The following is a 21,827-nucleotide window of genomic DNA, read 5'->3' as shown; positions in this document are numbered from 1 at the left end:
TCTCAGTAGCGAATCTTCGGATCGAGCCACGCGTAAGCGAGATCGACCAGCAAGTTGAGGAGCACGGCCACGACCGTGACGAGCACGACGAGGCCGAGCACCAGCGTGTAATCGCGATTGGCCGCGCCATTCACGATCAGCTTGCCGATGCCCGGCAGCGAGAACACGGACTCGGTTACGACCGCCGCCGTGATCGACTGGATCGCGAGCGGGCCGATCACCGAGACGACCGGAATCAGCGTCGGCTTCAGCGCATGACGCAGCACGATGGTGTGCATCGCGAGGCCCTTCGCGCGCGCGGTGCGGATATACGGCGTGTTCATCACTTCGATGAGACTCGCACGCGTGACGCGCCCGACCGTCGCGACGTTGATCATCACCAGCAGCGCGACGGGCAGCGCCATGTAGCGCGGGTCGAAGTCGTTCCAGCCGCCCGCCGGAAGCCACTTCAGCGCGATGGCAAACACGAGGATCAGCACCGGCCCGATCACGAACGACGGGAACGCGTTGCCCGCATTGCTGACGAGCATCAGCGCGTAATCGGCGATGCTGTTGCGGCGCAGCGCCGCCGCGACGCCGAGCAGCACGCCGATGACGATCGCCAGCGCCATCGACACCCCGCCGATGGCGAGCGACACCGGCAGCGCGCGCAGCACCAGTTCGTTGACGCTCCAGTCGGCGTACCGGAACGACGCGCCGAGATCGCCATGCAAGAGGCCGTCGAGATAGAGCAGGTATTGCTTCCACAACGGCTCGCCGAGGTGATACTTGGCCTGCAGATTCGCGAGCACTTCGACGGACACCTTGCGCTCGCCGTCGAACGGGCCGCCCGGCGTAGCGTGCAGAAGCAGATAGCAGACCGTGACGACGATCAGCAATGTCGGCAGCGTGAGCAACACGCGCCGCAGCGTATAGGACCACATGCGAACGGCTCCTGTGCGTCAGTGCTTGACGATGTAGAGATCCTTGCTGCCGTAATGATCCATCGGGTTCTTCAGCGAATAGCCGCCCACGTAGCTCTTGACGAGGCGCGGCAGGCCATATTGCAGCAGCGGCAGCATCGGGTAGTCGTCCATCACGAGCTTCGCGGCTTCGGTCAGCAGTTGCTTGCGCTTCGTCTGATCGGTTGTTTCGCTTGCCTGGGCAATCAGCGCGTCGGCCTTCGGATTGCAGTTGAAGTTGTCGTTTTGCGTCGACTTGCACTCCACGAGTTGCAGGAAGGTCGTCGCGTCGTTGTAGTCGGCCACCCAGCCGTTGCGCGCGATCTGATAGTCGCCGTCATGGCGCTTCTTGAGCAGCACCTTGAATTCCATCGATTCGATGTCGGTGGCGAGGCCCAGCTTCGTCTTCCATTCGGATGCCGCGAAAATCGCCATCTTCTTGTTGTAGTCGCTCGTATTCATCGCGAAACGCAGCTTCGTGCCCGGCTTCACGCCCGCCTGCTCCAGCAGCTTCTTCGCTTCCGCAACGCGCTTGTCCATCGGCCACGACGCCCACTCGTAGTTCGACACGTCCGCGCCGCTCACGCCCTTCGGCATCAGGCCGTACATCGGCGTCTGGCCGTCGGCGGTCACGCGCTGCGCGAGCAGATCGCGGTCGATGACCATCGACAGCGCCTTGCGCACGCGCACGTCCTTCAGCAGCGGATCGCGGTTGTTGAAGCTGTAATAGCGCGTGCCGAGAATCAGCGAATTGCGCGTGTCATTCGGAAACTGCTGGCGATACTTCGCATAGCTGCCGGTTGGCATTTGATAGGTCATGTCGTTGTCGCCCGACTGGAAGAGCTTGACGTCGGTGTTCTCGTCCTCTACCGGGAGATACGTCACCTGCGTCAGTTGCACGTGCTCCTTGTCCCAGTAGTTCGGGTTTTTCGCCAGCACGAGCTTGCTGTTGACCTGCCAGTCCTTCAACTGGAACGGACCGTTGCTGACGAGATTGCCCGGCTTCGTCCAGTCGCGGCCGTACTTCTCGACCGTCGCGCGATGCACCGGCCCGAGATTGGGATTCGACATCAGTTCCGGCAGGAACGGCACCGGGCCGGCGGTCCTGACTTCGAGCGTGAGCGCGTCGATGGCGCGCACGCCGAGCGCGCTCGCCGGCTTCTTGCCCGCGACGATCTCCGCGCCGTTCAGCAGGAACGGGCCGAACACGTTGCCGTAAGGCGACGCCATTTTCGGGTCGATGAAACGCTGGCAGCCGTACACGAAGTCGCTCGCCGTCACGTTCTGGCCGTTCGACCAGCGCGCGTTCTTGCGCAGGTGGAAGATCCACGTCGTCGGGTCTTTCTGCTCCCACTTCTCCGCGGCGCCCGGCTCCACGGCCCCGTCGCCATTCGTGACCGTCAGGCCCTCGAAGAGATCGCGCCCGAGATTCGCCGCGCCGACGGATTCGACGAGCGCCGGATCGAGCGTCTCGACTTCCGAGCCGTTGTTGCGCACGAGTTCCTGCTTCGCGGCAAGCGTGACGCCCTGCGGCACGATGGCGGCCACGGCCGGCAGCGACAGCGCGCCCAGTGCGAGCGTCATGCTGGCGGCGGCCAGCGCCGTGCGTTTTAAGGGCATGACAGCGGCGAATGACTTCATCGGGTTCCTCCTGATTGTCTCGTTCTATTAGTTGTTGTGGATGCTTCGCGTGCCGCCTGACTTATCGCACGCAGGCGAGACGGACGGCATCCAACCGTTAGGCTGCCTAACGACACGTGCCAGCGAATTGCCGTCCGCAAAGTTATCGTGGCGGCTTCAAAGCGTCTTGCGGCTGGGCGCGAGTATTTCGCATGAACAAGGCGGATGCCACCTACCCGAGCCGAAACATGACCAAATTTTTCGAATATTCGTCCGGCCAGGCGATAAAGATGGCTGACTTCGCGCAGAAGGCCGGCACGCGAGGTCATTGCGCCGGCCGACTTCAGTCGATGACGACGCGTTACGCCCCGTTGCCGAACAGCCGCTCGGCGCGCGCACGCAGTTCCTCGGGCGATACGTCTTCCTTGTGCGTGGCGATCCACCACATGTGCCCGAACGGATCGCGCAGCTTGCCGCCACGGTCGCCATAGAACTGGTCTTCGACCGCGCGAATGATGGTCGCGCCTTCATCGAGTGCGCGCTGCACGACGGCATCGACATCATCGACGTACAAATGCAGCATCACCGGCGTGCCGCCGACAGCGAGCGGCCCTTTGACGTCCATCTCGGGATATTCGTCGCTCAGATAGAAAGGACTGCCGCCGATCAGCAATTCCGCGTGCCCGATGCGTCCGCCCGGGTCCTGCATGCTGAACACTTCGGTGGCGCCGAACGCCTTCTTGTAAAAGTCGATGGCCGCGACGCCGCCCGCCACCGCGATGTACGGAATGACGCCGTGACGTCCTTCGGGGATGGGATCGACTTGTGCATTCATGTGTGCCTCCTGATTCGGCAAGGGTTGAGCGCGCGGACAGGGCTGCGTCGCGCCGCTGCCGTCATGTTGCCGCTTTTTAAGGGGCACGGCAAAGTGCCGGTTTGCCTCATACTGCGGGTTCGCAGCACCCATTTACATCCTTCAACACGGAGCACACATGCACGATCTGAAAGGTAAATCGGTTCTCATCACCGGCGCGAGCACGGGCATCGGCGCGGCGGCGGCACGTGCGTTCGGGCAATACGGCGCGAATGTCGCGGTGCACTACAACAGCTCGAAGGACAAGGCCGAGGAAGTCGCGAAGGACGTGCGCGCGCTCGGCGTCTCGGCGATCACGGTCGGCGCGGACGTGCGCGATTCGAAAGCCATCGACGCGGCCGTCGCGGCCACCGTCGAGGCTTTCGGCAAGATCGACGTGCTCATCAACAACGCGGGCAGCCTCGTGAAGCGCGAGCCGATCGCGTCCGTCACCGACGAGCTTTTCGACGAGATCATGCACATCAACGCGCGTTCGGTCGTGGCGTTCACGCGCGCCGCGTTGCCGTCGCTGCGCGAGGGCGGCGGCGGCTCGATCATCAACGTGACGTCTGTTGCGGCGCGCAACGGCGGCGGGCCGGGCGCGCTGCTGTACGCCGCATCGAAGGGTTTCGTCAGCACGATCACGAAGGGCATGGCGAAGGAACTCGTCGCGGACCGCATCCGCGTGAACGCCGTCGCACCGGGCGTCATCGAGACGCCGTTTCACGAACGATTTACCACGCCGGAGCAACTGGACGCGTTCCGCAAAGCCATTCCGATGGGTTTCGTCGGCGAGCCGGACGATTGCAGCGGCGCGTTCCTCTATCTCGCGTCGGAGGCCATGTCGCGCTACGTGACGGGGCAGATCATCGACGTGAACGGCGGTCAATTGATGCCGTGATCGTGGTATAAGCGCTAACCCATTGTCGAGGAAGGAGAACGCAGGAGATGCCGTTGAATCAGCAATATCGCTTTCGATCCCTCGCGCTGACGGCCATGGCCGCCGCCGCGTTCAGCGTGGCCAGCTTCGTCGAAAGCACGCCCGCTCATGCCAAGGCGCCGCAGGCGCAGCCCCAGGTACTGACCGCCTCGGCGGTCGCCGTCGCTGACAAATACGCCGCCGACACCGCCGCGCAGATCTTCAGGCAAGGCGGCAACGCCGTCGATGCCGCCGTGGCCATCGCGTTCTCACTGGCGGTCACGTATCCGGAAGCAGGCAACATCGGCGGGGGCGGATTCATGACGCTGTACGTGGACCATCGCCCGTACTTCCTCGACTATCGCGAACGCGCGCCGATGACCGCGACGCGCAACATGTATCTCGACGACAAGGGCGAAGTCATCAAGGGCATGAGCCTTTACGGGCATCGTGCAGTGGGCGTGCCGGGCACCGTCGACGGCATGTGGGAAGCACAGAAACGCTTCGGCAAGCTCAAGTGGAAGCAGGTCCTCGCGCCGGCGATCAAGTACGCGGCGGATGGCTTCGTCGTCGACGATCAGCTCATCGAGCGGCGCGACCGCGCATCGAAGGAATTTGCCGGCAAGACGAATTTCGATCTCTACTTCGGCAGCATGAAGGCGGGCCAGGTCTTCAAGCAGCCCGACCTCGCGGACACCTTGCAGCGTATTGCCGACAAGGGCTCGAAGGGCTTCTATGAAGGCAAGACCGCTGAACTGATCGCCACGTCGATGACCGGTCACGGCCTCATCACCGCACGCGATATGAAGGAATACAAGGCCGTCTGGCGGCAACCGGTCGTGGCGAGCTGGAACGGCTATCGCGTGATCACCGCGCCGCCGCCGAGTTCGGGCGGCATCGGCCTCGTGCAGTTGCTGAAGATGAAAGCGGACCTGAAGGACAAGTTCGAAGGCGTGCCACTCGATTCCGCGCAATACATCCATCTCGTCGCGGAAATCGAAAAGCGCGTGTTCGCCGACCGTGCGCAATATCTCGGCGATCCGGACTTCTACAAGGTGCCGGTCGCGCAGCTGACCGACGACGACTACATCCTCAAGCGCGCGCAGGAAGTCAACCCGGATGCGCCGTCGGACACGAAGAGCGTCCAGCCTGGCCTCGGCACGTCGATGCCGGAGAAGGCCGAGACGACGCACTTTTCGGTCGTCGACAAGTGGGGCAACGCCGTGTCGAACACGTACACGATCAATGGCTACTTCGGTTCGGGCGTGGTCGCGGAAGGCACGGGCGTCGTGCTGAACGACGAGATGGACGATTTCTCCGCGAAGCCGGGCGTCGCGAACATGTTCGGCGTGGTGGGCAGCGATGCGAACGCCATCGCGCCGCGCAAGCGCCCGCTCTCGTCGATGACGCCAACGATCCTCACCAGGGACGACAAGGTCGCGATGGTGATCGGCACACCGGGCGGCTCGCGCATCTTCACGTCGATTTTCCAGGTGCTGTCGAACGTCTACGACTTCAAGATGCCGCTCGCCGATGCCGTGGGCGCCACCCGCTTTCACCATCAACTGCTGCCGCCGAACACGATCTACCAGGAGCCGTATCATCAGCTCGACGCGGAAGTCGTGAAGGAACTGGAAGCCAAGGGCTATACGTTCTCGATGCAGGGCTTCAATGGCGATATCCAGGCCATTCGCATCGACGATACGACGCCCGAGCCGATGTCCGATCCGCGCGGACGCGGCGTATCGCAAGTCATCCGCTAAACCGCCTTGCCGGACTAGGCGTTTGCCCTAGTCCGGTGCTCGCTTCCGTTGCACACACGTCCGCCCTGCGTGGCTTCTCAGAAATATAAGAATGCTCGCATGGGCGGAATGTTTTTCACGGGATTGGACCGCGTATCCCGTTCACCTAGTCTTTGCCTGACCGAGTGCAGCCTTCCGGCGATGCATGCGGCCCACATCAAGAAAATCATACGAGACGACCCTGACGACGGACCCGCCGTGCGCGCACGGCTATCCGTTTCAGCGTGCTGATAAAGGAGCAGCTCATCATGTTGGAATCCCCCGCCCGGCAGCTTGGCGATATCTCTTCCGCTCATCAGACAGACGAGGTTCAGCCGGCGCACGACGGCTTCATCGACCGTTATTTCGGCATCTCGCAATCCGGCAGCACGCAGAAGCGCGAAGTCGTCGCCGGCGTGACGACGTTCCTCGCGATGGTCTATTCCGTGTTCGTCGTGCCGGGCATGCTCGGCAAGGCGGGTTTCGATACGAGCGCCGTGTTCGTCGCCGTGTGCCTGACGACCGCGTTCGGCTCGCTGCTGATGGGCGTATGGGCGCGCTTGCCGATCGCGATTGGCTGCGCGATCTCGCTGACCGCATTCACGGCGTTCGGCCTCGTGCTCGGCAAAGGACTGTCGCCCGCTGTCGCGCTGGGCGCGGTGTTCCTGATGGGCGTCGTCTTCACCGCGATCTCCGTGACCGGCGTGCGCTCGTGGATTCTTCGCAACCTGCCGACGGGCGTCGCGCACGGGACGGGCATCGGCATCGGCTTGTTCCTGCTGCTGATCGCATCGAACGATGTGGGGCTGATCGTGAAGAATCCCGCGCCCGGCATGCCGGTGTCGCTCGGCCACATCACGGCCTTTCCGGTGCTGATGTCCGTCTTCGGCCTCGCCGCGATCTTCGGTCTCGAGCGCCGGCGCGTGCCGGGCGGCATTCTGCTCGTGGTGGTCGGCTTGTCGGCCATCGGGCTCGCGTTCGACCCGTCGGTGCGCTTTCATGGCGTTTTCGCGCTGCCCTCGCTGTCCGCGCCGGGGCATGCGTCGCTGATCGGCGCGATGGACATCAAGGGCGCGCTGTCGATGGCCGTCCTGCCAAGCGTCCTCGCGCTGGTGATGACGGCCGTGTTCGACGCCACCGGCACGATCCGCGCCGTCGCGGGCCAGGCCGGGCAGATCGACGGCAACGGGCGCATCGTGAACGGCGGCCGCGCGCTGACCGCGGATTCGCTCAGTTCGATCTTCTCGGCTTGCTTCGGCGGTGCGCCGGCGGCGGCGTATATCGAATCGTCGGTGGGCGTGGCGGCGGGCGCGAAAACGGGCCTGGCGGCCAGTGTCGTCGGCGCGCTCTTTCTCGCGGTGATGTTCCTGTCGCCGCTCGCGAGCCTCGTGCCTTCCTACGCGACGGCGCCCGCGCTGATGTACGTCGGGCTGCTGATGCTCGGCAACGTCGCCAAACTGCATATGGACGATACCGTCGACACGATGTCCGGGCTCGTATGCGCGGTGTTCATCGTGCTTACGGCGAATATCGTCACCGGGATCATGCTCGGCTTTTGCACGCTGGTCATTGGGCGGCTCGTTGCGGGCGAATTCCGGAAGCTGAATGTTGGGACTGTGGCGATCGCGGTGGTGCTGGCAGTGTTTTATCTGGGCGGCTGGGCGATTTGACGGGTTCGCATCTGCAAACGGCGCGCTTTGCGAAAGCGCGCCGTTTTATGATCCTGGTGACTCAGCCTCAAGCCTCTCCGGACGAATAGCAAACCTGCGCATATTCAATCGACATTCAAAACCATTTGCCAAACGACAAAGCCCCCGAAAGCATCAGCTTTCGGGGGCTTTGTCCAATACTGCTTGAAACTGCTAAACCGCCTGACCGGGCGTATAACGCAGCTTACTTGCGGCGATACGATTCAACGAGAATTTCGCAGTTTTGCAGGTGCAGTTGAAGCGCACGGTTCCACTCGCGAAGCACCGCAGCCTTGGCTGCGCGCACCCACGAACCGAACGAAACGACGACGGATTGTTGAGCGGTGGTTTTCATGAGCGTGTCTCAGGGTAAGTAGCTAGGGGATAACCCTAACTATACGCTTTTTATGCTGCATTGCAACCAATTGTCAAAAAAGCTACAGCGGTTGCTGAAAACACACCGGTCAGTTTTGCCGCCGCTCACGGCACGAGCAAGTCTCCCTTGCGCGCCGCGCCCTCGCCTGAGATCCGCGCAACCAGCATCCCTGCCGTCGCAAAGCGCGTCCAGTGCCGCGCGTAAAGCACGCCGTCCGTCTGCGCGATGAGCGGCACGAGCCGGTCGTCGAACGGATCGAGGACTTGAGCGATGGTCTCGCCCGCACGGACGCTGTCGCCCACGTCGCGGAGATGCAGAATCACGCCCGACGATGGCGATTGCACGTAATCGCATCCGGCGAGCGGCGTCGCGGGATGGCGCAGCGCAGGCGGCTCGGGCGCATCGCCGGAGATGAAGCCCGCGTGCGTCAGGTAATCGACGATCGCCTGGGCGTCGCGGTTGGCCGTTTCGTGCGATACGTCGCGCACGCCGCGCAATTCGAGCGTAACGGGCGTGAGCCCCAGCGGAATCGGGAAGCGGCCGTCGAACGCGCCGCGCAGATAGCGCCACGCCGACGCGCACGCTTCGTCGAACGGCTCGCCGCCCGAAACGTCCGCGAGCAATTGCGCCTCGCTGCCAAGGTAACGCGCGAGCGGTTCGATCGACGGCCACGCTTGCGGCGTCGTGTAGAGATGCGGCACGGCTTCCCAGTCGCAATGCAGGTCGATGACGAGGTCCGCGTCGCAGGCAAGCCGCATCAGCGCGATGCGTTGCGATTCGAGTTCCGTCGTGCCTTCGTAACACGCGAGATGATTCCGGAGCGCGGCGCGGATCAGGCTGGCGTTGTGCGCGGCGTCAGCGGTGAGACGGCCATCGAGTTGCATCGCGATGGCGGGGCCGGGATTGGGAAAGCGGCGATTGAAGTCGTGTCCGGAGCGCATGTCGAAGCGCCCCATGTGCGTGCCGAACCAATGCTGATTGAGGCCGGCCGGATTCGCGACCGGCACGAGCACGATGCGCGCGTTCAGCCTGCCAGCCGCCTCCAGTTCCGCGAACCGCCGCTTGAGCAGCCACGCGACGACGATGCCCGGCAGTTCGTCCGCGTGCAGCGATGCCTGGATATACACCTTCGGCGCGGCGTCGTCGTCCGGTCCGAACCGATAGCTCGTGATCGCCCGCTCGGTGCCGAGCGACGCACCGACGAGCGGATGGCTGTGTACCTGCATCGGCGAAAATCCCCGTGAAACCCGCGTGAGAAACAAGAAAGGCACCGCAAGCGATGCCTTTCCGTGATTGCGTCGGTGCGCTGCGCAGCGATTACTGGATGGAGACGTCGGTCTCGAAGTACTTCGCCATGATGCGCTTGAACGTGCCGTTCTTCTTCAACTCGCCGAAGGCATCATTCAAGCCCTTCTGCAGGTCCGCGTCGCCCTTGCGCAGGCCGATGGCCGTGCCCGGACCGATGATCGCCTTGTCTTCGACGATCGGCCCGACGAGCGCGAACGGCTTTCCTTGCGGCTTCTTGAGAAAGCCGATGGCGGCTTGCGCGGCGTCGGTGAACATCGCGTCGATACGGCCGGCGACGAGGTCCGACTCCACCTGCTCCTGATCGCCATACGCGACGACCTGCACGCCCTGCGCTTCCCACTTCGCCTTCGCGTAGCGTTCCTGCACCGTGCCCTGCTCGACGCCGACGCGCTTGCCCTTCAGCGCCTGCGCCGTCGGCAGAATGCCGGAGCCGGCGCGTGCGACGAGTTGCGCGTGGGTATCGTAGAGCGGGACCGTGAAATCGATCTGCTTCAGACGCTCTTCGGTGATGCCCATGTCGGACAGCACGGCGTCGAACTTGCGGGCCTTGAGGCCAGGAATCATGCCGTCGAAATTGTTCTCGACCCACACGCACTTGACTTTCATCTGCGCGCACAGCGCATTGCCTAAGTCGATATCGAAACCGACCAGCTTGCCGTCCGCCTGCTTCGATTCGAACGGCGGATACGACGGATCGACGGCAAAGCGGATCTGCGTGATTTCCCTGGCATGCGCGGCGAACGACGTGGCGGCGACGGCGGCGAGCATCGCGCGCAGGGCGAACGATGCAGTCTTGCTGACGAACTTCTGTTGCGACATTCCGATCCTTCGATACTTGCTGTTAATGCAAGCGCGCCGAGCCGGCAGCGGGCGCGCAGTGGAACCCTTGCGGGAAAACCCTGAAGTGTAACAAAACGGCACGCCGGCGAGCGCGCGTCAAAGCGCGTCAAGGGACCACGGAGAGGAACAGAAATGCCGCGAAAATCACCAGATGCACGACGCCCTGAAGCACCGTTGATCGCCCGGTGCCGAGCGTGATGATCGACACGATCAGCGTGAGCGCGAGCAGCGTGATTTCCTTCGGCTCGAGGCCGAGCGAAATAGGCTGGCCGATGGCGATCGACACGACGGCCACCGTCGGGATCGTCAGGCCGATGCTCGCCAGCGCGGAGCCGAGCGCAAGATTCAGGCTCGTCTGGATGCGGTCGAGCCGAGCCGCCCGCACCGCCGCGACTCCCTCGGGCAGCAGCACGAGCGCCGCGATCACGACGCCGACCACCGCCTCAGGCGCGCCCGCCGCCTCGACGGCCGCCTCGACCGCCGGCGACAGCAGCTTCGCCAGCCCGACGACCGCCACGAGCGAGACCATCAGCAAGGCGAGCGCGAACCACGCTTCGCCGCTCGTCGGCGGCGGCGCGTGCGGGGCCTCGTCCTCGTCGACGATGGTTTTCGCGGCGGCGGGCAGGAAGTAATCGCGATGCCGGATCGTCTGCACGAACACGTAGACCACGTACAGCACGAGCGAAATGACGCCCACGAAAACCAGTTGCGAAGTCGACAGCGCCGGACCCACGACCGTGCTCGTGAAGTTCGGCAGCACGAGCGTCAGCACCGACAGCGCGCAGAGATTCGCGAGCGCCGCGCTTGCGCCCTGCAGCTGAAAATCCTGCACGTGATGCCGCAGGCCGCCGACGAGCAGACACATTCCGACGATTCCGCAACAGCAGATCATGATCGCGGCGAACACGGTGTCGCGCGGCAGTGCGGCTTTCTCCGGGCCGCCGGAAAGCATCACCGAGACGATCAGCGCCACTTCGATCACCGTCACGGCGATCGCCAGCACCAGCGTGCCGAACGGCTCCCCGACGCGATGCGCGACCACTTCGGCGTGATGCACCGCTGCGAATACCGCGAGCGCGAGCGCAATCGCGGACAGGCCGGTCGCCAACGCGTTATGGACAAACGCTGCGCCGGCGAGCACGACAATCGCGGCGATCGGCGCGAGGGTGGTCCAGTTGAGCTTGTTTTTCATCGGCGTTCCGGGGGAATCGGTGGAGGGGATGGTCGGTACATGACCCGGGGCGAGTCGGCGAAACAATCCGACCCGCCCGCGCTGTGAGCGTGCGATGAAAGCGCTGCGGCAAAGGCCCGCCTGCCATCGGCATAATAGCCGCCGGATGCGGCCGGCGCGGTTGCGCGGTGGAATTTTCCGTCTTCCAACCGCAGATTCCTCATTTGCCGGACAATACGTCCGCTTGCATCGCTCGACGCACCAATCCTGCAGGAGGAACCGAGACTTCATGCTCGTCGCCCCGAAACCCGAGAACGAATCGACCCGCCTCGCCACGCTCCGTACGCTGCGTATCCTCGACACGCCGCCCGAAGAACGCTTCGACCGGCTCACCCGCCTCGCGCGGCATCTGTTCGACGTGCCCATCGCGCTCGTGAGCCTGATCGACGAGAACCGCCAGTGGTTCAAGTCGTGTACCGGCCTGGAAGCACGCGAGACACCGCGCGATGTGTCGTTCTGCTCGCACGCCATCCTGCAGGACGACCTGCTGATGATTCCCGACGCCCGCGCCGACAGCCGCTTTCGCGACAATCCGCTCGTCGTCGGCGAGCCGAATATCCGCTTTTATGCGGGCCAGCCGCTCACGGTGCCCAACGGCGCGCGGCTCGGCACGCTATGCCTGATCGATCGACGCCCGCGCACGCTCGACGCCGAGCAGCGCGGACTGCTGCTCGACCTCGCGCGTATCGCGGAGCAGGAACTGGCGGCGATCGAACTCGCCACGGTCGACGACCTCACGCTGATTCCGAACCGTCGCGGCTTCGAGGCGCTCGCGCAACATGCGCTGAACGTCTGCAAGCGCATGGGGCATCGCGCATCGCTCTTGTTCTTCGATCTGGACGGCTTCAAGCAGATCAACGACAGCTACGGCCACGCCGAAGGCGACCGCGCGCTCGCGACCTTCGCCGCCGCGCTGCGCAATTCGTTTCGCCAGACCGATGTCATCGGCCGGCTCGGCGGCGACGAATTCGTCGCGCTCCTGACCGATGCCGGCGACGACGAAACAGCCCGCGCGCTCGATCGCCTGCGCGCGACGCTTGCCGGTCACGAAGCGGCGGCGGAGCGTGGCTACGACATTCGCTTCAGCGTCGGGCAGACGCAGTACGATCCCGCGCGGCATGCGACGGTCATCGATCTGCTCGCGGCGAGCGACAGCCAGATGTACGCGCACAAGATGGCGCAGAAAAAAGGCCTGCGGCATTGATGCGCGCAGGCCGGCGATGAGACGCGGACAGTACGGGCCCGATCAGGACTCCAATTGCGCGTTCAGTGTGATTTGGGCGTTGCCGGCGAACAGTTTCGAAACCGGGCAGCCTTCCTTGGCGGCTTGCGCGGCCTTGTCGAACGCGGCTTTGTCGGCGCCGGGAATCTTCGCCTTCAGATCGAGCTGACACGATGTGATCGTGAAGCCTTCGCCGTCTTTCTCGAGCGTGACCGTCGACTTCGTTTCCAGGCTTTCGGCTTTCATGCCCGCCTGCTCGAGTTGCAGCGAGAGCGCCATCGTGAAGCAGCCCGCATGCGCCGCGCCAATCAGTTCCTCGGGATTGGTGCCCGGCCCTTCTTCGAAGCGCGATTTGAACCCGTACGGCGCGTCATTCAGCACGCCGGTCTGTGTCGAGATGAATCCCTTGCCGTCCTTGATGCCGCCGCTCCATTTTGCCGATGCAGTCTTTTGCACGAGAGTTCTCCATGAGAGATGAGATTGCGATGACCGGCCTTGCCGGCCGAGCTACTGCGTCAGCAGCGCGGACTCATTGCACGCACCGTGCCCGGCGCCGATGACGCGATGCATCGCTTTCATCGTAGCGGATCGCACCCGGCGATGCAGCGCCCGCGTCGCGGACCCGGTGCCTGAGATTTTTGCGCCGATGGTCAAAGCCCGCCGATTCCCTTAGCATCCTCGCCGGATGTTCGACCGCAAACGAAGGAACACATGACACGCACTGCACGCGAAGAGGCCGCATAAGATGGGGCCGCCAACCGAACGCATCGCGGAAGACAAGGCGTTGCCCGAAAGCGTCGACGTGGTCGTCGTCGGGGGCGGCGTCATCGGCATCAGCACGGCGCGCTTTCTCGCGGAGAAGGGCTTGTCGGTCGCCGTCTGCGAAAAAGGACATATCGCCGGCGAGCAGTCGAGCCGCAACTGGGGCTGGTGCCGCGCGACGCATCGCGATTTGCGCGAACTCGAACTGAGCCTCGAAAGCCTGAAGCTGTGGCGGCGCATGGACGCCGATCTCGGCATCGACAGCGGCTATCGCGAATGCGGCATCCTCTACGCCGCCGACGACGCCCGGGCGCTCACTGATCACGAAGCCTGGCTGGCGCGCGCCGTCGCGAAAGTGGGCCGCGACGCTATCGATTCACGCATCGTGTCGCCCGACGAAACCGCCGCGCTGATGCCCGGCGCGGCGCGCCGATTCGCGGGCGGCATCTACACGCCGAGCGATGGCCGCGCCGAACCGCAACGCGCCGTCCCCGCGATGGCCGCGGCGCTGCGCCAGCGCGGCGTCAAGATCGCAATGCCGTGCGCGGTGCGCGGCGTCGAAACAAGCGGCGGTGCGGTAAGCGCGGTGGTGACCGAACACGGTCGGATTCGCTGCCAGAGCGTGGTTGTCGCGGGCGGAGCGTGGACGCGTCTGTTCGCGGGCAATCTGGGCGTGGACGTGCCGCAACTGATGGTGCGCTCGTCGGTCATGCGTACGGCCGCGCTTCCCGGCGGGCCCGAAGTCAGCGCGTGCAATCAGGCGCTGGGGTATCGCAAGCGGATGGATGGCGGATACACGCTTGCCAATGCCTTCCGGAGTTATAGCGACATCACGCCCGACAGTTTCCGGCTCTTCACCAAATTCCTTCCCGCGCTCAAAAGCCAGTTCGGCTCGATCAAGCTCAGTTTCAACGCGCGCTTTTTTGAAGAACTGCGGCGTCCGCGCCGCTGGCCGCTCGATCAGCCGACGGTCTTCGAAACCGTCCGTACGCTCGATCCCGCGCCCGTCGAAGCGTTCAACGAGACCGCGCTCGCCGAGTTTCGCGCGATCTTCCCGTCGCTCTCGCCGGTCACCGTGGAGCAGGCTTGGGCCGGCTATATCGACGTGACGCCCGACGCGGTGCCCGCCATTTCCGGTGTCGAGCGCACGCGCGGGCTGTTCATCGCGACGGGTTTTTCGGGGCATGGCTTCGGCATCGGTCCGGGCGCGGGCAAGCTGATGGCCGACCTCGTCGCCAACGATGCGCCCCTCGTCGATCCGCATGCGTTCCGCCTGTCGCGCTTCTTCGACGGCAGCCGCATCGAACTGGACGGCGGCTTCTGAGCGCATCGGACGATGCGGCGCGGCGCGAGGCGGCGCGCTAACATACCGGTTTTGCGGCCAGCGCACGCGCGCTGGCCGCCGCAATCATCGCTAGAGGCTTTCATGGCATCCACGCCGCTGTTGTATGTCGACGTCTGGTCGGACTTCGTGTGTCCTTTCTGCTATCTGGAAACGCCGGTGCTCGACCAGTTGCGCAACGCCTACGGGGACGCCGTCGAGGTTCGCTGGCACGCGTTCGAGCTGCGCCCGGAACCCGCGCCGCTGCTCGATCCGAACAGCGACACGATCCACGAGGCATGGGAAAAATCGGTGCGTCCGCTCGCCGAAGAACGCGGCCTCTTGATGCGTCTGCCGTCCGTCGCGCCGCGCAGCCGCAAGGCGTTCGAAACGGTTTTGTTCGCGCGTGAGTCCGGCCGATACGACCTCGTGCATCGCGCCATCTTCAAGGCTTACTTCGAGGAAGGCATCGATATCGGCGATCCGGACGCGCTCATCGACATCGCCGCCACCTGCGGCATCGACCCGGAACTGCTGGAAGAATCGCTCGACGACGGCACGTATACCGATCTCGTCATCGAAGACGAAGAATTCGCGAAGCAACTCGGCATCAGCGGCGTGCCGTTCGCCGTGCTGTCGCGCGAACCGGCGCCGGGCCAGGAACCGCCGCCGCCGATCGCACTGCGCGGCGCCGCGCCGATTCAGCACTACGAAGCCGCCATCGAGCGGCTGTTCCCGGACGGATTTCCGGGAAGCTGACATCGGCGCGCGCAGCCGTCTAGCTGTGCTCCGCCATGAACGACTTCAGCGCGATGCGCTGCGAAGCATCGAGCGCTTCGAACTCGAGTCCGTAGGCCGCGCCTGGCGCGCCTGACTCAGCCGGGCCGACGTGACGCACGATCGCGGTCGTATCGATTTCGACATCGACGCCATCGGTGCAGAACCGGAACGAAAGTTTCAGGCGGTCCCCGGCGCGGGCAGTCGCCGTGGGCGCCGACAGCGACATGCCGTACGGGCTGATATCGGCGACGCGGCCGAGTTGCGGCACCGCGCTCGCTGCGGCTGCCGTCGAGAAGCGCGCACCGAGGCAGGTCGGGAGCCGCGCGAACTTGCGCGCCCGCAAGCGGCGGATCGCGCCCGGCGCCGATAACACCACGTAGTTGAACGGCTCCCGGCTGGTTGCATCGACGGTGCAGGCGAAGCGGAACACGCCGCGTCCCGTCAGCGCGACAAGATCGACCTGCTCGCCGCGCGTCAGTTCGAGCGGACCGGAACCGGCCATGACCGGCTGCGTGACGAAAAGCGACCGTTCGCCGTTGCGACGCGGATTCGAGAAGCCGATCACGCGGCTCGCGTACATCGCGGACCCGGAGATGCTGCCGCCGCGCAAGCCGACGCGTCCGCCAATGGCGAGGCCCATGTCCTCGAGTGTCGGCGCTCCATCGGCGGCGGTGTCGATGGCGGCCGAGGCGAGCGTCGCTTCCCGCGACGGACGATGCGGCTCGAAATGACGATAGAGGAAAGCACGTGCGGCTTCGTCGGGGACGACGGTGCCGCTATCGAACAGCACCGCGCCATCGGGTGCGAGGATCGGCCATTCGAGCGGCGCTTTCAGCGGGATATCGGCTGCATTCAGACGGACAAGAGCCGGTCGTTTGTCAAAGACGGGTTCCGCGAGCATTTGGTCGGAATATTCTTAAGTGTTTGGTGCAATCCTCTTAGTTGCTCGCTTACTCGTCAAGTGTTTTTTCGGAAATCATTACATATCGGGACGGAACGTCGTCAAATTTCGGTTATTGATACCGTGTTCGCCTTTGCGTGGTGAAGTGTTATGCGCATAAAAATTAAAGCGTCTGCGCCGAGTATGTGTCGCATTGGCGAACGTCGCCGGACGACAGTCCGCGCTTCAACCATCTCTGTCGCTGCGCGCTCGTCCCGTGCGTGAACGCCTCCGGCACGACCCGCCCTTGCGTCTGTTGCTGCAAGCGGTCGTCGCCGATTGCGGCCGCCGCGTTCAGCCCTTGCTCGAAATCGCCCGGCTCGATCAGCTTCGCGTTCTGCTGCTGCGCGACTGCCGCCCAAACGCCCGCGAAGCAATCCGCCTGTAACTCGACTCGCACCGACAGCGCATTCGCCTGCTCACGCGACATTCGCGCGCGAGCGCGATCGACCTTGTCCGAGACGCCGAGCACGTTTTGCACGTGGTGCCCCACTTCATGCGCGATCACGTAAGCCTGCGCGAAGTCTCCGCTCGCGCCGAAGCGGTCGCGCAGTTCGCGATAGAACGAAAGATCGATGTACACGTTGCGGTCCGCCGGACAGTAGAACGGGCCCATGGCGGCCTGCCCCGTGCCGCAGGCGGTCTGCGTGCCGCCCGAAAAGAGCACGAGCTTCGGCGCCGGATAGTCCTGATTGAATTCCGTGCGGAAGATGTGCTGCCAGGTGCGTTCGGTATTGCCGAGCACGCGGCGGACGAACACAGCGCCGGCATCGTGCGCCGGTTCCGCATTGCTTGGCGCGGCCTGACGTTGCGGCGCATTGCCTTGCAGCACTTGCGCGCCGTTGATGATCGTCATCGGATTGATGCCGAAAAAGTACGACGCAGCCAGCGCCAGCACGATGGTGCCGATGCCTATTGTTCCCCCGCCGACGCCGAAGCCGCCCGACCCCCGCCGGTCTTCGACGTTCTGACTTTCACTTTCATCATCGAGGCGCATGTAGGTTCTCCTTGTGTTCGCGCGTCATGCGTTTCTGGAAAGCCAGTATCGTACCCGCGCGCTCCGCGGATTCTGCACCGCACACAGGTGAAACTTCGTCCGCGCATTCCGCTTCAGTCCGTCTGATGCAGTGCGGTCGATTGTCGCGAGAAGCACGTCGCGCACCCGGCCACGCAACGCGGGTCGCCACCTCGAAAACGCATAAATATCAAGCGGATAACGCCAGCAACTCGTTGAAACTGCGGCATTTCCGCACAATGCGGCCTCTCTGACGCAGCGCAACAGTCGTTCATTTTCGGCGCTAAGCTCCGGCCGTGATCAGACGCATTCGTCGCGACACACAACCGGCCAGACCTCCACGAACGGCCGCGTGAATTTCAAAAAGACAAGTCATCATGCACTCGACTCCGGAAGCAATCGACCTGGCGCGGATACAGTTCGCGTTCACCGTATCGTTTCACATCATCTTTCCTGCCCTGAGCATCGGACTCGCGAGTTTCATCGCCGTGCTCGAAGGCGCATGGCTCAAAACAGGCAAGCCGGTCTACAAGGAACTCTGCCTGTTCTGGTCGAAGATTTTCGCCGTGGCGTTCGGCATGGGCGTGGTGTCGGGCGTCGTCATGGCGTATGAATTCGGCACCAACTGGGGCGGCTTCTCCACCTTCGCCGGCCCTATCACGGGGCCGCTGCTGACCTACGAAGTAATGACCGCGTTCTTCCTCGAAGCGGGCTTTCTCGGCATCATGCTGTTCGGCTGGAACAAGGTCGGCCCGAAGGCGCACTTCGGCGCGACGCTGATGGTCGCCATCGGCACGCTCATCTCGACGTTCTGGATCCTCGCATCCAATAGCTGGATGCAGACGCCGCAAGGCTTTCGAATCGAAGGCGATCATGTCGTGCCGGTCGACTGGTTCGCGATCATCTTCAATCCGTCGTTCCCGTACCGGCTCGCGCATATGGCGATTGCCGCGTTCATCGTCGCGGCGCTGGTGGTGGCGGCGACGGGCGCATGGCACCTGTTGAAAGGCCGGCGCGACCCGGCGATCAAGAAGACTTTTTCGATGGCGCTGTGGCTGCTGCTCGCGCTGACGCCGCTTCAGGCGCTCGTCGGCGACGCGCACGGCATCAACACGCGGGAGCATCAGCCGGCGAAGATCGCGGCGATCGAAGGCATCTGGGAAACCGAGAAAGGCGGCACGGCGCTGAACCTGTTCGGCATCCCCGACATGGAAGCGGAGACCACGAAGTACGCCGTGCAAATCCCGCATCTCGGCAGCCTGATCCTCACGCATAGCTGGGATGGCGAAATTCGCGGTCTCAAGTCATTTCCGAAGGACGAGCGCCCGAACTCGACGATCGTGTTCTGGAGCTTTCGCGTGATGGCCGGCCTCGGTGTGCTGATGATCGTGATGTCGGTGGCGTCGTGGCTGCTGCATCGCAAGCGCCGGTTGTTCGAGGCACGCTGGTTTCATCGCTTCGTGTTGCTGATGGGCCCGAGCGGTTTCATCACGCTGCTTGCGGGCTGGGTCACGACGGAAGCCGGGCGTCAGCCGTGGGTCGTGTATGGCGTGATGCGCACGGCTGATGCCGTCTCGCCCGTCACCGCGCAGCAAGTGGGCGTGTCGCTGCTCGCGTTCGTGATCGTGTACACGATCGTGTTCGGCACGGGCATCTACTACTTGCTGAAGCTGCTGCGTCAGGGCCCCGCGCTGCCGGGACAGACGCCGCACGAGCCTTCATCGGAAGGCACCGCGCGCCGGCCGCTTTCCTTGCCTACCCAGTCCATCGAAGGAGCGTAACGACATGGACCTGACAGTTGCCTGGGCCGCGATCATCGCATTGGGCCTCTTCATGTACGTGGTGCTCGACGGCTTCGACCTGGGCATCGGCATTCTCTTTCCGTTCTTTGCGGACCAGCACGACCGCGACGTGATGATGAACACCGTCGCGCCCGTCTGGGACGGCAACGAAACCTGGCTCGTGCTCGGCGGCGCAGGGCTTTTTGCCGCCTTTCCGATGGTCTATTCGACTGTCTTGTCGGCGCTCTATCTGCCGCTCGTGCTGATGCTCGTATGCCTGATTTTCCGGGGCGTGTCGTTCGAGATCCGGTCCAAGGCCACGCGCACCCGGCATCTGTGGGACCTTGCGTTCATCGGCGGATCGGCGGGTGCGACGTTCTTTCAGGGCGTGGCGCTCGGCGCGTTTCTCGAAGGCATCCCCGTTGCGGACGGACGCTTCTCCGGCGATGCCTTCGGCTGGTTCACGCCCTTTGCGATGTTCACCGGCGGCGCGCTCGTCGTCACGTATGCGCTGCTCGGCGCTTGCTGGCTGATCGCGAAGACCGAAGGCGACTTGCAGCGGCGGATGTATCGCGTCGTGTGGCCGCTGACGCTGCTGCAGCTCGCGACGATCGCTGTCGTCAGCGTGTGGACGCCTCTGCTCGATGCGGGCATTGCGTCGCGCTGGTTCGATTCGCCGCTGTTCTACCGGATGCTGCCGGTTCCGGTGCTCGTCGCGGCGTGCGCGTGGGCGATGCGCCGGTCGATCGATTCGCGTCACGAGAAGCGGCCGTTCGCGATGGCGCTCGGCTTCGTGCTGCTCGGTTATGCCGGACTGGTGGCGAGCATTTCGCCGCACGACATCTTTCCGGGCGTGTCGATCTGGGATGCGGCGTCGCCGCGTTCGAGCCAGCTATTTACGATCGTTGGCGCTGCGGTGATCTTGCCGGTGATCGTCGCTTACACGACGCTGGGGTATTGGGTATTCAGAGGGAAGGTGCGCCATGGCGAACATCACTATCACTAAGCGGATGCGCGGCGTTTTCTGGTTCTTTGCGCTTTGGGCCGCTGGCGTCGGCGCGACGATGTTGCTCGCGCTGCCATTCAAGTTGCTGATCCGGTGGGGGACTGCGGCGGGGTTTTGAGTTGTCGCTGCGAGGGAGCCGGCTACGTGCGGTTCAGTGCAGTAGCCGCGTTCCCGGCGGTGTCGACCAGAGGTTTTGACGCATTGGCTTCTGCTCCGGTTCGATGCTTAGCGCTTAGTACAGCGAGCCTGACGCAGCCCTGAATCGCCTTCAACGTCAGTCGAGCCGCTTTGCCCGGTTAGAACCGACGCAAAGCAGCACGAAGCGCAGCGTCATCGACTTGAGCGGGTCGGCCAATCGGACCCTTGCTCACTCATCGCCTAGAACAACCACCCCGCCACCACGCCGCCGATCACCCCAAACGCGACCACCGACGCCGCGACGAACGCCAGCACTTTCGGCGGAAACGACCGCCCGAGCATCACCAGCGACGGCACGCTCACCGGCGGCAGCGTCATCAGCAGCGCGCCCGCCGGACCCGTCGCCATGCCGAGCGACAGCATCGCCTGAATGATGGGCACCTCGCCCGCCGTCGGGATCACGAATAGCGTGCCCGCTACCGCGAACGCGATGATCCACAGCGCAGCATTGCCGATATCCGGCCCGATGTGCGGAAAGAGCCACGCCCGCGCCGCGCCCAGCAGCAGCACCAGCACGATGTACTCCGGCACGAGCCGCAGCGTCATGCGGCCGAGAATCTTCAGCCAGCGCGAGAAAGCAGTGCCCGGATCGTCCTCCTGAACCAGCTTCGACAACGCTTCGCGCGATGCCGCCGCCTGCGCCGGCGTCACCATGCGATTCACCGCATAGCCGAGGCCGAACACCATCAGCACGCCCAGCACGAGACGCAAGCCCGTCCACTGCCAGCCGAGCACGAAGCCCATGAACACCAGCGCCGCCGGGTTCAGCACCGTGTTGCCGAGCCAGAACGCGATGGCCGCGCCCGGCGCCGCCTGCCGCGCCCGCAAGCCCGCGACGACCGGCGCCGCGCAGCACGTGCACATCATGCCGGGCAGAGACATCAGCCCGCCATTCACGACGCTGCCGAAGTTATGCTCGCCGAGCGCACGCGCCACCCAGCGCGGCGGAATCAACGCCTGCACCGCCGATCCGAGCAGCAGGCCGAGCACCATCGCCTGCCAGATGGCCTTGCCGTAGGCCATCGCGTAATCGAGCGCAGCCTGCCAGGACGGCTCGGGCGCGGCTGCCGACGCGCCCATCAGGATCGACTTGCCGATCGAATGCTGGCTCGCCGCGACGAACGCGCGGTTGTAGTAGGGAAACCATTTGACGTAGAAGAGGCCCGCGACGGCGATCAGCAGGAACACCATCCAGCCGAGCGCGATGCGAGGTTGTCGGAGCGTGGTCATATTTCTTATTTCTGA

At 64.2% G+C, this 21,827-nt stretch carries 19 protein-coding genes; 8 read left to right on the top strand and 11 right to left on the bottom strand.

Going from position 1 to position 21,827, the window contains the following annotated elements; all coding sequences use genetic code 11:
* Window positions 1-2 precede the first annotated feature (2 nt).
* The 3 genes from AB6804_RS11150 to AB6804_RS11140 form a co-directional block, all read right to left on the bottom strand.
* Window positions 3-923 carry an ABC transporter permease subunit gene (locus tag AB6804_RS11150; RefSeq protein WP_370886507.1) on the bottom strand — a complete coding sequence of 307 codons (921 nt, stop codon included), beginning with the start codon at window positions 921-923 and terminating at the stop codon, window positions 3-5.
* An 18-nt stretch (window positions 924-941) separates the two neighbouring features.
* Complete coding sequence (locus AB6804_RS11145) at window positions 942-2,582, bottom strand: peptide ABC transporter substrate-binding protein (protein ID WP_370886506.1); 1,641 nt, start codon at window positions 2,580-2,582, stop codon at window positions 942-944.
* A 340-nt stretch (window positions 2,583-2,922) separates the two neighbouring features.
* Window positions 2,923-3,396, bottom strand: coding sequence for a VOC family protein (locus tag AB6804_RS11140; RefSeq protein ID WP_370886505.1), 474 nt, complete (start codon window positions 3,394-3,396; stop codon window positions 2,923-2,925).
* Window positions 3,397-3,553: 157 nt separating this feature from the next.
* Between AB6804_RS11140 and AB6804_RS11135 the strand changes: the two genes are divergently transcribed.
* The 3 genes from AB6804_RS11135 to AB6804_RS11125 all read left to right on the top strand — a co-directional run bounded on the left by AB6804_RS11135 (window position 3,554) and on the right by AB6804_RS11125 (window position 7,784).
* On the top strand, window positions 3,554-4,315 hold the full coding sequence (locus tag AB6804_RS11135; protein ID WP_370886504.1) for an SDR family NAD(P)-dependent oxidoreductase: 762 nt from the start codon (window positions 3,554-3,556) through the stop codon (window positions 4,313-4,315).
* 53 nt (window positions 4,316-4,368) lie between these two features.
* Complete coding sequence (ggt, locus tag AB6804_RS11130; RefSeq protein WP_370886503.1) at window positions 4,369-6,096, top strand: gamma-glutamyltransferase; 1,728 nt, start codon at window positions 4,369-4,371, stop codon at window positions 6,094-6,096.
* A 287-nt stretch (window positions 6,097-6,383) separates the two neighbouring features.
* Entirely contained in the window at window positions 6,384-7,784 is a 1,401-nt protein-coding gene (locus tag AB6804_RS11125; RefSeq protein WP_370886502.1) for an NCS2 family permease, read from the top strand.
* A 223-nt stretch (window positions 7,785-8,007) separates the two neighbouring features.
* On the opposite strand, the gene AB6804_RS11120 is transcribed toward AB6804_RS11125, so the two are convergent.
* From AB6804_RS11120 to AB6804_RS11105, 4 genes are all read right to left on the bottom strand, one after another.
* Window positions 8,008-8,157: a hypothetical protein gene (locus tag AB6804_RS11120; protein ID WP_160174730.1), complete on the bottom strand. Its 150-nt coding sequence runs from the start codon at window positions 8,155-8,157 to the stop codon at window positions 8,008-8,010.
* A 125-nt stretch (window positions 8,158-8,282) separates the two neighbouring features.
* The gene (locus AB6804_RS11115) at window positions 8,283-9,404 is read right to left on the bottom strand and encodes a succinylglutamate desuccinylase/aspartoacylase family protein (RefSeq protein WP_370886501.1); all 1,122 of its coding nucleotides are present in this window, start codon (window positions 9,402-9,404) and stop codon (window positions 8,283-8,285) included.
* 91 nt (window positions 9,405-9,495) lie between these two features.
* A complete protein-coding gene (locus AB6804_RS11110) occupies window positions 9,496-10,305 on the bottom strand; it encodes an ABC transporter substrate-binding protein (protein ID WP_370886500.1) in 810 nt (269 codons plus the stop codon).
* 127 nt (window positions 10,306-10,432) lie between these two features.
* On the bottom strand, window positions 10,433-11,518 hold the full coding sequence (locus AB6804_RS11105) for a calcium:proton antiporter (protein ID WP_370886499.1): 1,086 nt from the start codon (window positions 11,516-11,518) through the stop codon (window positions 10,433-10,435).
* A gap of 268 nt (window positions 11,519-11,786) precedes the next feature.
* Here AB6804_RS11105 and AB6804_RS11100 point away from each other — a divergent pair, with 268 nt between their 5' ends.
* Entirely contained in the window at window positions 11,787-12,761 is a 975-nt protein-coding gene (locus AB6804_RS11100; RefSeq protein ID WP_370886498.1) for a diguanylate cyclase, read from the top strand.
* A gap of 42 nt (window positions 12,762-12,803) precedes the next feature.
* Here the strand turns inward: AB6804_RS11100 and AB6804_RS11095 are convergent, their stop codons facing one another.
* Window positions 12,804-13,235 carry an OsmC family protein gene (locus AB6804_RS11095; protein ID WP_035964282.1) on the bottom strand — a complete coding sequence of 144 codons (432 nt, stop codon included), beginning with the start codon at window positions 13,233-13,235 and terminating at the stop codon, window positions 12,804-12,806.
* A 289-nt stretch (window positions 13,236-13,524) separates the two neighbouring features.
* On the opposite strand from AB6804_RS11095, the gene AB6804_RS11090 reads away from it, so the two are divergent.
* The gene (locus AB6804_RS11090; protein ID WP_370886497.1) at window positions 13,525-14,865 is read left to right on the top strand and encodes an NAD(P)/FAD-dependent oxidoreductase; all 1,341 of its coding nucleotides are present in this window, start codon (window positions 13,525-13,527) and stop codon (window positions 14,863-14,865) included.
* Between the two features lie 102 nt (window positions 14,866-14,967).
* The gene (locus AB6804_RS11085) at window positions 14,968-15,621 is read left to right on the top strand and encodes a DsbA family protein (protein ID WP_370886496.1); all 654 of its coding nucleotides are present in this window, start codon (window positions 14,968-14,970) and stop codon (window positions 15,619-15,621) included.
* A gap of 19 nt (window positions 15,622-15,640) precedes the next feature.
* Here AB6804_RS11085 and AB6804_RS11080 read toward each other — a convergent pair whose 3' ends face one another.
* Window positions 15,641-16,543: a flagellar brake protein gene (locus AB6804_RS11080; protein ID WP_370886495.1), complete on the bottom strand. Its 903-nt coding sequence runs from the start codon at window positions 16,541-16,543 to the stop codon at window positions 15,641-15,643.
* 163 nt (window positions 16,544-16,706) lie between these two features.
* Window positions 16,707-17,579, bottom strand: a complete 873-nt coding sequence (locus AB6804_RS11075; protein ID WP_370886494.1) for a neutral zinc metallopeptidase — start codon at window positions 17,577-17,579, stop codon at window positions 16,707-16,709.
* A gap of 395 nt (window positions 17,580-17,974) precedes the next feature.
* On the opposite strand from AB6804_RS11075, the gene AB6804_RS11070 reads away from it, so the two are divergent.
* Both AB6804_RS11070 and cydB read left to right on the top strand, forming a co-directional pair.
* Window positions 17,975-19,378, top strand: coding sequence for a cytochrome ubiquinol oxidase subunit I (locus AB6804_RS11070; protein ID WP_035964308.1), 1,404 nt, complete (start codon window positions 17,975-17,977; stop codon window positions 19,376-19,378).
* Between the two features lie 4 nt (window positions 19,379-19,382).
* On the top strand, window positions 19,383-20,384 hold the full coding sequence (cydB, locus tag AB6804_RS11065; RefSeq protein WP_370886493.1) for a cytochrome d ubiquinol oxidase subunit II: 1,002 nt from the start codon (window positions 19,383-19,385) through the stop codon (window positions 20,382-20,384).
* 378 nt (window positions 20,385-20,762) lie between these two features.
* Here the strand turns inward: cydB and AB6804_RS11060 are convergent, their stop codons facing one another.
* Window positions 20,763-21,812: a permease gene (locus AB6804_RS11060; RefSeq protein ID WP_370886492.1), complete on the bottom strand. Its 1,050-nt coding sequence runs from the start codon at window positions 21,810-21,812 to the stop codon at window positions 20,763-20,765.
* Between the last annotated feature and the right edge of the window lie 15 nt (window positions 21,813-21,827).

The sequence above is a fragment of the Caballeronia sp. RCC_10 genome (assembly GCF_041360715.1).
In the GTDB taxonomy this organism is placed as follows: Bacteria; Pseudomonadota; Gammaproteobacteria; order Burkholderiales; family Burkholderiaceae; genus Caballeronia; species Caballeronia grimmiae.
Note: the sequence above shows the minus strand (reverse complement) of the source record. Positions and strands in the feature narration are given on the sequence as shown.